This window comes from Spirochaeta dissipatitropha (assembly GCF_054657935.1).
Window position 1 is genome coordinate 22,093 of record NZ_BAAHXT010000007.1, and the last position, 13,340, is coordinate 35,432.

13 protein-coding genes and 1 tRNA gene are annotated in these 13,340 nt (G+C 45.9%); 11 read left to right on the plus strand and 3 right to left on the minus strand.

All coding sequences use genetic code 11. The features are described 5' to 3' along the window. Positions 1-130 precede the first annotated feature (130 nt). Positions 131-1,150: a hypothetical protein gene (locus ACYQ2L_RS09785; protein WP_460054693.1), complete on the minus strand. Its 1,020-nt coding sequence runs from the start codon at positions 1,148-1,150 to the stop codon at positions 131-133. Positions 1,151-1,173: 23 nt separating this feature from the next. Beyond that, complete coding sequence (locus ACYQ2L_RS09790) at positions 1,174-2,055, minus strand: LysM peptidoglycan-binding domain-containing M23 family metallopeptidase (RefSeq protein ID WP_460054696.1); 882 nt, start codon at positions 2,053-2,055, stop codon at positions 1,174-1,176. Between the two features lie 119 nt (positions 2,056-2,174). On the opposite strand from ACYQ2L_RS09790, the gene ACYQ2L_RS09795 reads away from it, so the two are divergent. The 4 genes from ACYQ2L_RS09795 to ACYQ2L_RS09810 all read left to right on the plus strand — a co-directional run bounded on the left by ACYQ2L_RS09795 (position 2,175) and on the right by ACYQ2L_RS09810 (position 5,882). Beyond that, complete coding sequence (locus ACYQ2L_RS09795; RefSeq protein WP_460054700.1) at positions 2,175-3,146, plus strand: cyclic nucleotide-binding domain-containing protein; 972 nt, start codon at positions 2,175-2,177, stop codon at positions 3,144-3,146. Then, positions 3,143-3,784: a Crp/Fnr family transcriptional regulator gene (locus ACYQ2L_RS09800; RefSeq protein ID WP_460054702.1), complete on the plus strand. Its 642-nt coding sequence runs from the start codon at positions 3,143-3,145 to the stop codon at positions 3,782-3,784. The genes ACYQ2L_RS09795 and ACYQ2L_RS09800 overlap by 4 nt, the downstream gene beginning before the upstream one ends. Before the next feature lie 50 nt (positions 3,785-3,834). Continuing rightward, positions 3,835-3,906 (plus strand) — tRNA-Thr (locus ACYQ2L_RS09805). 113 nt (positions 3,907-4,019) lie between these two features. Further along, positions 4,020-5,882 carry a methyl-accepting chemotaxis protein gene (locus tag ACYQ2L_RS09810; RefSeq protein WP_460054708.1) on the plus strand — a complete coding sequence of 621 codons (1,863 nt, stop codon included), beginning with the start codon at positions 4,020-4,022 and terminating at the stop codon, positions 5,880-5,882. Here the strand turns inward: ACYQ2L_RS09810 and ACYQ2L_RS09815 are convergent, their stop codons facing one another. Beyond that, on the minus strand, positions 5,883-7,220 hold the full coding sequence (locus ACYQ2L_RS09815; RefSeq protein ID WP_460054711.1) for a M23 family metallopeptidase: 1,338 nt from the start codon (positions 7,218-7,220) through the stop codon (positions 5,883-5,885). 85 nt (positions 7,221-7,305) lie between these two features. Between ACYQ2L_RS09815 and ACYQ2L_RS09820 the strand changes: the two genes are divergently transcribed. The 7 genes from ACYQ2L_RS09820 to tsaD all read left to right on the plus strand — a co-directional run bounded on the left by ACYQ2L_RS09820 (position 7,306) and on the right by tsaD (position 13,336). Further along, entirely contained in the window at positions 7,306-8,052 is a 747-nt protein-coding gene (locus ACYQ2L_RS09820) for a leucine-rich repeat domain-containing protein (RefSeq protein WP_460054714.1), read from the plus strand. A 31-nt stretch (positions 8,053-8,083) separates the two neighbouring features. Beyond that, positions 8,084-8,935: a flagellar hook-basal body protein gene (locus ACYQ2L_RS09825; RefSeq protein WP_460054719.1), complete on the plus strand. Its 852-nt coding sequence runs from the start codon at positions 8,084-8,086 to the stop codon at positions 8,933-8,935. An 11-nt stretch (positions 8,936-8,946) separates the two neighbouring features. Continuing rightward, a complete protein-coding gene (gene flgG / locus ACYQ2L_RS09830; protein ID WP_460054724.1) occupies positions 8,947-9,741 on the plus strand; it encodes a flagellar basal-body rod protein FlgG in 795 nt (264 codons plus the stop codon). A gap of 29 nt (positions 9,742-9,770) precedes the next feature. Next, positions 9,771-10,130, plus strand: coding sequence for a rod-binding protein (locus ACYQ2L_RS09835; protein ID WP_460054727.1), 360 nt, complete (start codon positions 9,771-9,773; stop codon positions 10,128-10,130). A 184-nt stretch (positions 10,131-10,314) separates the two neighbouring features. Continuing rightward, entirely contained in the window at positions 10,315-11,151 is an 837-nt protein-coding gene (locus ACYQ2L_RS09840) for a sigma-70 family RNA polymerase sigma factor (RefSeq protein ID WP_460054731.1), read from the plus strand. A 44-nt stretch (positions 11,152-11,195) separates the two neighbouring features. Continuing rightward, entirely contained in the window at positions 11,196-12,323 is a 1,128-nt protein-coding gene (locus ACYQ2L_RS09845) for a divergent polysaccharide deacetylase family protein (RefSeq protein ID WP_460054733.1), read from the plus strand. Continuing rightward, positions 12,323-13,336: a tRNA (adenosine(37)-N6)-threonylcarbamoyltransferase complex transferase subunit TsaD gene (tsaD, locus tag ACYQ2L_RS09850; RefSeq protein WP_460054739.1), complete on the plus strand. Its 1,014-nt coding sequence runs from the start codon at positions 12,323-12,325 to the stop codon at positions 13,334-13,336. The genes ACYQ2L_RS09845 and tsaD overlap by 1 nt, the downstream gene beginning before the upstream one ends. Positions 13,337-13,340: the final 4 nt, after the last annotated feature.

Below are 13,340 nucleotides of genomic sequence, written 5' to 3' on the forward strand. Positions count from 1 at the left end.
AAAAGACCGGTTCTCGCGAACCGGCCCTACCCATTGGGTGCCGGCCATACAGCAAACTGGGAGGGGAACTGAACAGCCGACACTGTGAATATCGGTTTTATCCGACAACACTTTATACAATAATAAGCAATTAATCGTCTGTCTGCAAGTCTTCAGGAACGTCATTTACAAGGAGTTCAAGATCAACGCCAAGCGAGTAATCCCTGCCGGCCTGGATAATCAGGTTCTGAACTCTGGTGAATGATTCGAATTTCAGTTCGATTTCATATTCACCCGGGGTCAGGTACATACTGTCCTCTGTAACTGGTTCGCCATCCAGGCTGACAGAAATAAACCCGGGGAAATCAAAAAAGACACGGCTCTCCGGTCTTGGCAGCACCAGGCTGACTTCCTGTATGCTTCCCCTCTCAACTCCTACCTGTGCAGCATCAAAGAGTGTAGCTCCCCGATTCAGCATTATCTGATAAATTCCGGGTCTTATGTAGCTTGTTTCATCTACTTCAAGAATTCCGTATCGGTCCAGGGAAAGAGCGAGATCCAGGTTGTCGATGTCATCCTGACTAAGTTGTTCTCCGCTGTGGGAGAAAACAGAAACCTTCAAACCTCCGGTTTGACTGAGAATTGGCTGAATACTAAGTCTGAATGGGGCATTGAGTTGATCGGATGGTAGACCTTTCATTATAGGGAGAATCGTAAGTGCAACGGGGACGAGTTCGGCATCTATTATGCTGGTTACCCGTGCATCAATCCCGCCTCTTATACTGTGGTCTGGTCGGGCAGGTATACGAATTGAAAATGGCGAACGGGCAGGGAGGAGTTCAAAAGCAATGCGTCTCCCTTTAAGATTGCCGATACCCCCAGGGCTCAGATCTGCAATTGTCTGGGATATATCGCGAGGCTCTACCTCCTGAAACATATACAAGGCAAATGCGCTGCCGCTAACCCGGGTATTTTCAGGGGGGTGAATGGTAATCTCGATACCTTCAGCCAGTGGATTTGAATGAGGGAATCCTTCAATCAGAACAAGCTGGCCGATTCTGATTTCATGTATTATAGGTGAGAAAATCTCTTCAGGAAGCTTTTCAACAGACAGTATTTCGCCGTCAAAGGCATTATAGGCCCCTATGCAGAATGTGAGAAGAATTAACATGCAGCCCGCTAAATAGATTCTTTTCATTTCACTTCTATCTTTGGCAGATACAAAAACGGATCTACCGGAATACCTTCCTGCCTGATCTCAAAATGAACATGAGGACCTGTTGTTAATCCTGTCGTGCCCATTTTCCCGATAGTTTCTGCTCTGTTTACCTGCTGTCCGAAATTTACTGTAATCTGAGCAAGATGGCCATATAAACTTGATATACCACTATCATGATCTATTTCGACATAATAACCAAGTACCGGATTCCAGGAAATTGCTGAAATTCTTCCCGCTGCAGCGGCTAAAACCGGATTGCCTGATCTACCTCCAAAATCCACTCCATGATGCATCAGTTCCATGTTGGTTATCGGACTTATCCTCATACCGTAGCCGGATGTAACCCTCGGGGCGTCGACCGGAAAGCTGAAACGTGATTCAAAAAATCGTGATCGTTCTGCAGGTGAGAAGTCTTCACCAGGAAAATAGTTCCAAACGGTGTTGCCTGAGCGGGATTCAGGCAGTATGATAGATATCGGGCTTGTACTCCGTTCTGTTCTGGAATCAGCCGGACTGAATATTCCAGGCTGATTAGGAATCAGCAGATTCATTCCGTTTATATCAGTCCGGGAAGAGTGTATGGAGTTGAGACTTGCTATGCTGCTGTATGGTAGAAGTAGTCTTGCGGAAATCGAGAATAAGGTTTCGCCTTCCTGTGGTATGTACCGGTATAAAACAAGCGGTGGATTTGCTTCGTTGCGCCGGTAGGATTGCTCTATATCAGCCCTGAGCTGGCGGAACAGAGGGTTATTCTCCTGCAGATTTGTGAGCAGAGGGAACTGCTCTGGACCAGCTGCCTGTGTAGTGCGTGCAGTGGAAAGCAGCAGCAGAAACAGGCAAAGAAATTTGACTATCATCTTCTATACTTTGATATTAGTGCCGATAATAGTCAAGATAAGCTTTAGTTTGCAAAAAATCATGCACATCCTTGATTATTTCATACAGGATGTTTAGAGTTTCATAGGGAGATGTAATTGTGCCGAGACCGGTAAGTTATAAAGCGAACTCAATCATTTATTTTCAGGGCGATCTGAGTGATAAAGTGTTTGTGCTGCGCGAGGGAAAGGTTTCTGTTACCTCCCGTGATATCGAAACAGGTAAACAGCTGCAGGAAATGATTCGGACGGGCGAATTCTTCGGAGTTAAGTCAGCTCTTGGGCGCTATCCGAGAGAAGAGAATGCTATATCCGTAAGCGACTGTGTTCTACTCGTATTCAGTGTCCAGGAATTTGAAGATTTCGCTGCCAGAAATCCCAGAGTTGTAATGCAGATGCTCAAGGTGTTTTCCAATCAGCTCAGACGGATACATATTAAGGTCAGGGGCCGGCTCGCGTTTGACGACCAGTTGGGTCCTGAACTCGGGATACTGAGAACTGCTGATTATTTTTATGACAAGCGAAGACTGAAGCAGGCCAGCTACGCATATCAGCGCTATCTTGATATGTTTCCGAATGGAAAATACGCAGCTCAGGCCCGGGAAGGTTTGGCAGGCTGCGGCAACTACAGTGAGCGAATCACTGCATCAGCAGGTTCCGAGCCTCGTGAACAGGAACCGGAACTGGACAGTACTGCCAAACAGTATTATCAGGCTTTGAGTATATTCGGCCGTGGGGACTATAAGGAAGCACTTGCCGTTTTCGATGATCTCTCCCAGCAGGACAGTGACTCGGAATACAAAAGTTCGTCTCTCATAGAGGTTGGGCGTTGTTACTACTATCTGAAGGACTATACAGAAGCCGTTAAACATCTGTCACGCATTGCCCAACAGATGCCTAATCTCCCGGAAATGGAAAAAGCCCTGTTCTATATTGCACGCAGCTATGCAGCACTCGGAAATACCGATAAGGCAAAAGCCTTTTTTGACAGAATTCTGACTCTTAAGGGTATTGATGAAGAGTTCAAGCATAAAGTGAAAAACGAAATGCGCAAAATGGAAGGCAAAATATGAATCTGAGTGTGTTTGAGCGTTTCGCGGTAAACTTTGAACCGGGCCAGGTAATTTTTTGTGAATATGAACCCGGGGATAAATTTTATCTCATACAGAAGGGTAGAGTTCAGATTTCAAGGGTCATGGGCGAAATTGAAAAAACCATAGATATTCTGCAGCCCGGGGAGATCTTTGGCGAGATGGCCATACTGGAAGAGGCTCCACGCAGTGCAAATGCAATCGCACTTGATGCTGTGAAAGCGCTTGAGTTTAACAAAGCTAATTTTCCGATGCTGATGCAGGGTAATCCTGCAATAGCACTCAAGTTGCTGAAACTTTTTACCAAGCGCATTTATGATCAGCGTCGCCGGTTTATGATCCTTACTCTGGATGACAACCAGGCTAAGGTAGCCGACGTTTTTCTCATGCTGAATGAGGGGCTATCCGGCAAAGAAAAGTATGATGAGTATGATCAGGTGAGGGAATTCAAGATTTCTATTGATGATGTGGCTCACTGGGCAGGCCTCAAGGTTGAAACCTGCCGTCAGGTTCTGAATTCTTTTGCAACTCAAAGAAGAATCGAGCTCTTCAAGGATAAAATCATCGTAAAAAACATCAATGATTTTAACCGCCTGGTGAGCACAAAGAGGCGTGAATAATCGCTCCAGCAGTACAAGCTGCTATGTTAAGTAAGTAAATAAAATAACCTGCCAGGATAGCTCAGGGGTAGAGCAGCTCACTCGTAATGAGCAGGCCGTGGGTTCGAATCCCACTTCTGGCTTTTTTTCGGATCAGATTACGCGATCCGTGGTAAACTTTATAAATCGGTGTATCTGAGCAGATATTTGTTTTTTCCTGCCTATACATTTTCTGATTATCATTTATAATTTAGTCATGTCCATTACTAAAAAATTGTCGGTACTGGTGCTTTTTTCAGTATTGTTGTCATTGTCCAGCCTTGCCGTGTATATAATTCTAAGCCGTCCTGCCAGATCCATCGAAGCAGAGCGTCAAATACTGGATAAACTGTATGTGCAGATGCTTGAGTTGGAGGTCCGGTCAGCAGCCTTGCTGCTTGATAATTTTTCGGAATCTATTAAACCGGTTGAAGAAGCTTCTCAATCTCTGACTGAGGCATTCCATGATGTGGAACAATTGCAGGTGCTTCCTGCGCTAAGTCCGGAAATACAAACCGCTATTGGAAGAATTCTTGATTTGAACAGCAGATTCTATGCCCGGCTTGGGCCGAGGATTGTGACGCAAGCACATAACCTTCTGACGCAGACAGCTGATTCAATTACTCAGGAAGGTGGCGAAGAGCTGATTGTATGGATTGATTTTATTGGCTTGAGTCTCGATCCACCTGTACAGAACCCTGTGACAATCCGCTACAGTGTCCGTACATTCAGACAAACCTATGGGGAATTAAGTAATGCATTGAGTTTCGGCCGCGATCTTGTCGACTCACAATTTCTTCTCATAGATGCCGCTATTGCAACTGAACTGCGCCGGGTTACGATTCTAATGGGGACAGTGATTGTTCTATTGATTTTGCTCACATCAATTATTGCTCTCTTTGTTGCCAGGAAAATGGCTGGCCCTATCAAGATCATGGACAGCACTGTTTCTGTAATAGCCAGTGGGGATCTGCGTCCTTCTTTTGAGTTGACAACAAACGACGAATTGGGCCGTTTGGGCTATAACCTGAATTTCTTTTTGCGCGGTCTCAGGACTACGATTCATGAAATTATGGTGACTTCAAATAAAAATGTCGAAATGGAAAGAGATCTACATGATTCAATTGCCCTTGCATCCAGTTCATCGATAGAAATTGAAGCAAATATTTCTTCAATCAGCCAGCGGATATCCGGAATTGATAAAATGGTTGATACGGCCCTGTTGGCTTATGATTCTATGGAAGGCGTCATCCAGAACACAAGTTCACTAGTCAAAAGTCAAAGCAGCCAGCAGCAAAGCGCCGCTAAAACCATACATAAGGTAATGAACCTGATTCAATCCGCCGGAGAACTTACCAGGCAGAATGTCACTGCTACCGATCTTCTTGTTAAAGAAACGCAGCACGCCCGTCAGGTTTTTGCAGAAAGTCAGAAAAAAGTTTCCGAGATAGCTGACTCGATAAGTTCAATTCGCAATATGGCAGATGTAATTGCAGATATTTCTGAACGCACTAATCTGTTATCAATGAACGCTGCGATTGAAGCTGCTCGTGCTGGTGAACTAGGCAAGGGTTTCGCTGTTGTCGCCGGAGAAATCAGGAACTTATCTACCGCTTCAGCAAAGAAATCGCAGGATATCGGAGACAGTATTTCAGGAATTATCAGGAAAATAAATGAAGCGCATGAATCAAGAGAAAAGACCGAACAGGTGTTTGATGCTATGCGATCCCGGATCCAGGATTTATCTGAGAAAATAATTACCATGTCCGGTCTTGTTGCTGAGGCACAGGAGGGAAGTACCCTGGTCTCACATGATGTTGATGCTCTGGAATCCGGTTCCAGAAAATCGGTTGACCAGACATCCGTAATGATGACCGGTGTGAATGATTTTCGGAAACTGATTCTCGACCTGCAGCAGCTCAGCAATGAAGTCACCAACAATATCTCGGAGATTACCCAGGGACTCAATGAAATGGTGCAGGTCTTTCAGGGAGCCGGAAATTCCGTGCGGACCATCGGGGAACTAGGGGAATCACTGAATGCTATGGTACAGAAATTCACTGTTGACAGCAGCGAGTAATCAGCCTGAAAAATTCTCAGCTGAAATAAACCCGTATGAGCGACTGTTCAGCCGAATTCGCATGTAGTCGCCGGTTATCCCCATGAAGCGATAAGTCAGGTCATCGGAATTCAGCTCGGATTCCGGAATAATCCGGGCTGGAATCGATAAAGTAGGATAGGCAGAAGATGGAAGCCTCTGTCCATTTCCATCGGTTATCGCCGGGCTTGGAATTATTGAACTTTGCTGTGAAGGTGTAGAGAATATGGGTACATCGGCAGGAAGTCGAATGAATTCACCAATGCGTGCGGATGAAATCTGGGCTGCTGGAACAGGTTTCGTCTCGATTGGAACAATGAAATACCAGGGATCAACGGGAGCTCTCCAGCTGCCTTCATAAATTCCGATGTGTAGATGCGGCGGAGTGGTAATAGCGTTTCCGGTGTTGCCCATGGTGCCGATAACTGTGCCGGTGGGTATTCTGCTGCCGTGTAAATCTTCCTCCTGGGTTTCGAGATGTGCATAATAAAGCATTAGCCCACGTTTTTCATCTGTCAGATTGACTGTAAGTCCCCCACGATCCCTTTCTCCGACTCGTACCGTGCTTTCTTCTGAAATACTGATCAGTTCTGTATGCCGTGGTGCGAAAATATCTACTCCGTGATGAACCCTGGTCCCACCATCACGTGATGCGCCATACACACTCCAGATAGCTCTGTGATCCGTTCCGGGTACTGGCCATGACAGGGCTGCATTCGCATGAATTCTGATTCCGAATTCACCGCCTTCCAGAAGACGCGGCTGCAGTCGCACAAGATACCATCGATGTCGTCTAGGTTCAAAATGCAGATGGCTTTGCCCTTCCTGTACACCGCCGGCACTGACTGCTATCTCTGCCAGACCGGTTCTCCATGGTGCATTGCTGTCTGCTGTTGTGAAATTCCGGGTGAAGTCGGGACGATAATCTTCCGGTAGTCTGAATACATCCAGAAAATATGATGCTTCCGCAGGTCCATCAATATCAATGTCAATTCGGTGCCCTCGAACTCCCTCTATCAGGTACCATGCTGCATATTGTTCCCGATTATCAATAAGTCGCTGTTCTGAAAACGGCAGGGTTATCGCAAGTGGGTCAGCCTGCTCTGGATCGCCTGATATAATCCACTCGGAACCTATGCTGCTATCGGCAATTCCAAGTCTCTGCATTGCGGTCAGATAATCGTCATAGGATGCATCAGGCTCGTATTCGTCGGGAACTATCTCCGGGCTCCGGCATCCCGAAACAGCGAGAATAACTGCCGCCATACCGGCAACTACGAACAGGAATCTATGTATTGAATTGTTTTCTTTTTTAATCATATAACTCAAAAATACTAGAGCAGAGGAAAAAAATCCATGATTTTCATACATGGCGTGAATGCACTGGATGTGTTATATTTTCCCGATGAGAAGACTGCAGACTGGCCTGCCAACCGTCTATTACATTCGTATGGTATCTGTTGTATCTTTCCTGCTTTATTCTTTTTTCCAACCAGCTGCAGCAGGCGTCTTTGCAGTAGATAATAGTTACTCAGTTGTTCGTTCTCATGAAATTCGGTTCGAATGTGATTCTCTGTATATGCATATTGCTGATTCACTGGGAATAATGCCAGGGCTGCCGGTTTTCGAGATTGATATACTCGATCTGACCGAACTTCATGCCAGGTCTGCCGGAATTGAATCACTGGAAGGATTGCAGTATGCCGGGAATCTGCGGGTTCTCGATCTTCGTAATAACAATATCAGGGATATTCAAGCCCTGGAATCACTTGTTGGACTGGAATGGCTTAGCCTGAGGGGAAATAGTGAAATCAGGGACATATCCGCTCTCTCGGAATTGTATAATTTAAGATATCTGAATCTGAACCGGAATAGCAGGATCGAAAGTTTACAGGCAATCCGGAATCTCCACAGACTTGAAACCTTGATTGTGCGTGATGTCCCTGTGATGCATCTTCCCCGTGAAAAGGTCATAATTGCTTCCTTACCGCGGCTTCAACGATTGAACATTCGGAATACAGGACTCGAAACTGTTTCAGTCCTTCTGCCGGGACTTGAAGATAATTTGTATCGTGAGCAGCTCGATGTTCGCAATAACAGTCTTGACAAGCCTGAATTACTGCATCAATGGGAACACATTGAAATTGATTAAGCTGAGATAATTCCGGGCCGATAGTAATAGCATGTTACGAGGATATTATGTAGGCGCAAGCGGCATGACTGCACAGATGAATCGAATGGATGCAGTTTCAAACAATCTTGCCAATGTGAACACGACTGCGTTCAAACGCGATACAGCAGTAATGAAAGCTTTCCCTGAACTGCTTATGCGCAGATTCAATGATAACACCGTGGTCCAGTTTCCCCTGGGATCCATCGATAAAGCTCCGGTGGTCGGGAAGCTAGGTACTGGTGTTGAAACAAACGAAGTTTTCACGGTCTATGAACAGGGCTCGCTGCAGCAGACAGATAATCCCTTCGATCTGGCTCTTGGGGGAGAAGGATTTTTTGTTGTAGACACTCCTTATGGCGAACGCCTGACCAGAAACGGCAGTTTTCACCTAGGTCCGGAGGGGATCCTGGTGACCAAGGAAGGGTTTCCTGTTCTTGGTGAAAATGGTCCGGTGCAGATCAAGGAAAACAATTTTGTCATTGATCGACAAGGCCGGATTTTTCAGAATGAGCGCTATGCAGAGGATTTTGACCGGCTTGTCTCCATGCGTGAAAATGAATGGGATCAGACCGGTCTCGTAGATGTTCTGCGGCTTGAACAGGTTGAGCTACCGCGCTACCTCCGGAAGACAGGCAGCAGTCTACTTCTCGCTACCAGGGAATCCGGGGATAGCTTCCGCTTGCAGGATAGTGCCCGGCCAGTGGTTGAACAGGGTTTTCTTGAAACCTCTAATGTCAATCCCGTGACCGAAATGGTTGCGATGATCGAAGTAAACCGCGCATATGAAGCAAATCAGAAAGTAATAGACTCACAGGATCAAGCCGTTGGCCGGCTCCTGAATGAAGTAATGCGGCTTGGATAGGAGATAGAGTTATGATGCGATCTTTGCACACCGCTGCAGCCGGCATGATAGGACAGCAGTTTAATATCGATACAATTTCAAATAACCTGTCGAATGTGAATACAACCGGATTCAAGCGGAATCGGGCAGACTTTGAAGATCTTCTGTATCAGACTGTACGTACTGCGGGAACACCGGCAACAGAGCACACTCTTGTTCCGGTCGGCGTTCAGGTAGGTCATGGGGTAAAAGCCTCTGCAACCCAAAAAATGTTTACCCAGGGAAGCCTGCAAAATACAGGCAATGTTGCCGATATTGCAATTGCAGGGGAAGGTTTTTTCCGGGTGCAGCAGTATGATGGGAGTTTCGCATATACCCGAAATGGGGCTTTTCAGCTTGATTCGAATGGTCAGTTAGTCACAAGTCAGGGATACAGGGTTGTACCCGAGGTGATTTTACCGGATGGCTTTATTCGTGAATCATTGAATATAACTCAGGATGGCAGGGTATTTGTAAATATTCCGGGAGATGATGATCCTTTGCTGGTTGGACAGATGGAACTTGTCCGTTTTGTTAATCCGGCTGGTCTGCAGGCTGTTGGTGAGAACCTTTTTACTTCTGGTGCAGCCAGTGGAGATCCTATAGCAGGTGCTCCTGCGCTGGATGGCATGGGGCAGCTTCAGCACAGATTTCTGGAAAATTCGAATGTGGAAATTGTCAGGGAAATGGTTGAAATGATAACTGCCCAGCGTGCATATGAGTTCAATTCCAAAGCAATTCAGACTTCTGATGCGATGCTTGGAATTGCTGCTACCCTGAAGCGATAACAGACTATTAACCGAGACCGGAGGAATGTATGACAGTAACCAGCGGCATTGATGTCGATTTTACAAGGTTTTTATCCCAGCCCAAAGTACCATCCGGTGCGGAAAATGCCTCTGGAATGGAGAGCGACAAGCTTCGTGAAGTAACCAGGGAATTTGAGGCATTGTTTGTAAAACAGATGCTGGATTCAATGTATAGTACACTCTCTCCTGAGGATGGATTATTCTACGGTGGTCAATCAGAAAATATATTCCGGGATATGCTGAATATGGAGTATGCCCGGGAAATGTCTTTCAGTGGAACCTTTGGTCTTGCTGACTCCATGTATGACCAGCTCAGCAGAAATCAGCAATCTGCTGCCTACAATGAGATGAGCAATTCCCTGGAATAGTGTTTTCTGAAAATTTACTTGATTAATCGGTCTGTAGCTGTCTGATAAATCGTACACTTTAACCCGCCTTGAAAGGCGGGTTTTTTTATTTATTCTTAAATACTTGTAATGTATATAAATATAATATAGCTCTCGTAGATTTTAGCTTGGCATAAAAATTGCATATAAATTGCGGGAGTATGGTATGAATAACAAAAAAACAGATAATGACATCGATGCCTTGCAGGCCTATTTTTCCCAGATAAAACGATATCATCTGCTGACTGCAGAACAGGAGTGCAGACTCTCCGAACAGATTATTTCCGGAGATAGTTCAGCTATTCAGAAGCTTATTCAGGCAAACCTCAGGCTTGTTGTGAAAATAGCCAAGGCTTATACCAGTGATCAGAATTATCTTCTTGACCTGATTCAGGAAGGGAATATCGGCCTCATGAAAGCGGCAGAAAAGTTTGATTTCCGGAAAAAAGCCAGATTCAGCACATATGCATCCTGGTGGATTCGCCAGTCAATAACACGAGCGATTGCCAATAAACAGAGGACTATTCGTCTTCCTCACAGGAAGGAAGAGATTTTGCGGCGTATCAAACGAATGTCTCTTTTACTTCAGCAGCAGTTGATGCGTAGTCCGACAACCGAAGAACTTGCCACGGAAATGAAGATGGATCATCTTGAATTAATCGAAATTCTGCAGCTTTCAGCACCTACTGCCTCCTTGCAGGCATTAATTAATGACGATTCCAGCACTTTGCTCGATGTAATTGAAGACAATTCATATGATCCTGAAGCTCGTTTGATGAAGGAAGCCGTCGAGGAAGAGACCATGGATCTTCTGCAGGGACTTCGAGACAGGGAAAGGAAAATACTGCAGTACCGTTTCGCACTCTTTGGTACCGAGCGGTGCACGCTCAAGTCAATTGGACGACAGATGGGTATAAGTCCGGAAACCGTCAGGCAGATCGAAATGAAGGCTCTGAGAAAACTTCGGACTGTTTCCTTTTCAATAGAGCACATAGGTGCCTGATCTGAAGGTTGACCTGTTATCAGTCAATTTCGTACTCTGTGGTCATGGCCGGGAAATCATCTGAGGGTAAGCAGAACAGCAAGAAAAAGCCTGGAAGCACTGCAAGCAGCAAAAACAGCAGCAAACAAACATCCAGGCGCGGGTCTCCGTCCAGAAAGAAAAGTCCAGCGCAAGGAGCCCGCAGAAAATCGACAGCAGAAAAAAGCACTTCTTCAGGGCGTAGAGATAGTTCCAGGGACAGGAAGCGCAGATTCTGGATTCAGCAGATTCTAATCGGTCTGACGCTGATTCTGCTGCTGTTAACACTGGTGGCGGTTTCTATAGTGTTTTTTCCTGTCCATGAACTCCCTGAATACAGGGATCATCAGGTTGCACCTGCGCCTGAAGAAAAGATTCCCGAGAGGGATACTAAGACCGAGGATGTTATTGAAACACCGATACAGCCGGATTTTCCTCCGATCCCATCAGAGGCTGAAACTGAGGTGAACTGGCTGGTTTTTGTGATAGATGATGCTGGGTACAGCCTTGATCAGCTGCAGGTTTTCCTGGATTCACCTGCTCCTATGACTATTGCAGTATTGCCGCACCTGCCTTATAGTGCTGATGCTGCTGTACGTAGCCATGCAAGCGGAAAAGAAGTTATTGTACACATGCCGATGGAAGCGCTGAATGGAGATCTGGACCCAGGTCCAGGTGCGATTTATGTCAGTGATTCAGCTGAAGAGATTCGGGAAAAAACAGTTGCAGCCTTCACCTCGGTTCCTTACTCCAGTGGTGCCAATAATCACATGGGTTCTGCGGTTACCCGGAATAGTAATGCAATGGAGATCTTTCTGAGAGCCATGAAGGATCTCAATGAGGATTTCATTTTTCTGGACAGCCGAACCACTAGTGATTCTGTGGGTATAAAAATGGCTGATCAGTCAGGAGTACGTTCAGTGGAGCGGGATATTTTTTTGGATAATGAAGATACAAGATCAGCAATCATTGCTGCGATAGAAGAGGGAAAGTCTGTTTCCAGAAAGCAGGGACATGCCGTTATGATTGGTCATGTATTCAGTGAGCACTTGGGCGATATAATCACTGAATTCTACCCTGAACTGATGCAGGAAGGCTACAGGCTGACAACACTTACAGAATTGATCAGTTATTTATCGGAGCCGAATCGCTGATGCTGGTACTGGGTATAGAATCATCATGTGATGAGTGTGCAGTTGCAGTTGTCGAGGATGGGCGTAGAATTATTTCGAATGTGGTAGCCAGTCAAATTGACTTTCATAAGCCTTATTCCGGAGTGGTGCCTGAAATTGCCAGCAGAAAACATGCGGAGTGGATACTCCCGGTCTACCGGGAAGCCCTTGCGGATGCAGGAATTTCTGCTGAAAAACTGGATGCAATTGCAGTTACAGACAGGCCGGGTCTTTCTGGTTCATTGATCGTTGGGCATACCTTTGCAAAAGGACTGTCAATACGGCAGGGAATTCCATTCACTGGGGTTAATCATATTCTGGCTCATTTATATGCCGTACAGCTGGAGAATGAAGTCCCGTACCCGCATATTGGTCTCCTGGTTTCCGGAGGGCACACCATGATCTGCATGGTGGATTCTCCGATGGAGATTACTGTTATCGGAGCAACCATAGATGATGCCATAGGTGAGGCGTTTGACAAGGTAGCAAAGCATCTCGGTCTGGGATATCCAGGTGGAGTGCTTATCGATGCTCTTGCACGGAAAGGTTGTTCCGCAGCTTATCGGTTCCCGGGTTCAAGTCTGCACAAGGGCGATCATCGTTTTGACATCAGTTACAGCGGTCTCAAGACAGCTGTTATAAATCAGCGGGATTCCTTTATTCAGGACGGTTTTGAGTCAAGCATGGAGAATATTGCCGCTTCATTCGAGAAACGGGCAGTGGAAATGCTGCTGAAGCGTGTTCTGGATGCCTGTGAATATCATAATGTACACAAAGTAGTGGCTGCTGGAGGTGTAGCTGCCAATACCTATTTCAGACAGGCCCTGAAAGCGCAGCGGAATATTGATGCATGGTATCCTTCACTTGAATTATGTACTGATAACGGAGCCATGATAGCCGGGCTTGGATATCATTCTGTCAGAAAAAAAGGTGGAGATTCTCTGTCTTCATCCGTTGCAGCCAGAGTCCCTGGTTTCAAGAGAAACTACCCCTGAATTT

What these genes read in the sequence shown, in the direction of transcription:
- ACYQ2L_RS09840 (WP_460054731.1), top strand. Translation starts at nt 10,315, where the DNA reads ATGAATAACAAAAAAACAGATAATGACATCGATGCCTTGCAGGCCTAT.
- ACYQ2L_RS09815 (WP_460054711.1), bottom strand. Translation starts at nt 7,220, where the DNA reads ATGATTAAAAAAGAAAACAATTCAATACATAGATTCCTGTTCGTAGTT.
- flgG (WP_460054724.1), top strand. Translation starts at nt 8,947, where the DNA reads ATGATGCGATCTTTGCACACCGCTGCAGCCGGCATGATAGGACAGCAG.
- ACYQ2L_RS09845 (WP_460054733.1), top strand. Translation starts at nt 11,196, where the DNA reads ATGGCCGGGAAATCATCTGAGGGTAAGCAGAACAGCAAGAAAAAGCCT.
- ACYQ2L_RS09790 (WP_460054696.1), bottom strand. Translation starts at nt 2,055, where the DNA reads ATGATAGTCAAATTTCTTTGCCTGTTTCTGCTGCTGCTTTCCACTGCA.
- ACYQ2L_RS09825 (WP_460054719.1), top strand. Translation starts at nt 8,084, where the DNA reads ATGTTACGAGGATATTATGTAGGCGCAAGCGGCATGACTGCACAGATG.
- ACYQ2L_RS09800 (WP_460054702.1), top strand. Translation starts at nt 3,143, where the DNA reads ATGAATCTGAGTGTGTTTGAGCGTTTCGCGGTAAACTTTGAACCGGGC.
- ACYQ2L_RS09785 (WP_460054693.1), bottom strand. Translation starts at nt 1,150, where the DNA reads ATGTTAATTCTTCTCACATTCTGCATAGGGGCCTATAATGCCTTTGAC.
- ACYQ2L_RS09820 (WP_460054714.1), top strand. Translation starts at nt 7,306, where the DNA reads ATGAGAAGACTGCAGACTGGCCTGCCAACCGTCTATTACATTCGTATG.
- tsaD (WP_460054739.1), top strand. Translation starts at nt 12,323, where the DNA reads ATGCTGGTACTGGGTATAGAATCATCATGTGATGAGTGTGCAGTTGCA.
- ACYQ2L_RS09810 (WP_460054708.1), top strand. Translation starts at nt 4,020, where the DNA reads ATGTCCATTACTAAAAAATTGTCGGTACTGGTGCTTTTTTCAGTATTG.
- ACYQ2L_RS09835 (WP_460054727.1), top strand. Translation starts at nt 9,771, where the DNA reads ATGACAGTAACCAGCGGCATTGATGTCGATTTTACAAGGTTTTTATCC.